Origin of the sequence: Vibrio sp. M260118 (assembly GCF_036533755.1) — a bacterium.
Taxonomy (GTDB): Bacteria; Pseudomonadota; Gammaproteobacteria; order Enterobacterales; family Vibrionaceae; genus Vibrio.
In genome coordinates, this window is the sequence record NZ_JATABG010000662.1 from 1 (window position 1) to 747 (window position 747).

Here is a 747-nt window from a genome sequence, read left to right on the forward strand (position 1 = left end):
AACTTGTTTCTTTTCTTTGTAGTAGTATGCCTGTATGAGGATCATACTGATTTTGTAAAGAAAAACTTAGTTTTTATATTGTATGCATCTGTACCTGTGGCCATCTTTCAATTTCTTACAGTTGACCATCAAGATGATATTACCGGTCTGTTTGGTCCAAAGAGTACTAGCTTATACAGCTTTTTAGTTGTTGTTTATGTTTCGACTATAGCCGCTGTTAACGGATTAGATAAAGTGAAATGGAATTGGTTATTATTTATACCTGTTTTTTTAAATGAAACTAAGATTACATTTTTGCTTTTTCCTATAACCCTTGTCTTACTTTTAGTGTTAGTTGGTAGGATAAGATTTTACCACTTGATATTATTTTCTATTATTGGTTTTTTCTCTTTAATTGCTCTTAACAATATATATATGAACCTTTATGGTTATGAGTTTTCCGACGTTTTTACATATGATTATTTGGACTCCTATCTTTTTGATTTTACTGATTTGCATAAAGATGTACCTCGCTTTTATCGTATATATGTTGCATACGGATATTTAGAAAACTCTGACTTTTTTCACTATGTTTTTGGGCATGGATTAGGCGCTGAGTATGTCGGCGATCAAGGTGGACGTCTAGGATCTGTAGCACAAGAGTTCAAATATACATTGTTAAATCAGGGAACAAGAATTCAATTATTCCAACTGCTGTTAGATTATGGTGTTTTAGGTACAGCTTTGTTTTTCTTGATCTTAGCTTGC

1 protein-coding gene is annotated in these 747 nt (G+C 32.1%); it reads left to right on the forward strand.

Translation table 11 applies throughout. The features are described 5' to 3' along the window. Window positions 1-96: 96 nt before the first annotated feature. On the forward strand, window positions 97-747 hold a 651-nt coding region (locus QTO00_RS20385), incomplete at its 3' end, for a hypothetical protein (protein ID WP_331426368.1).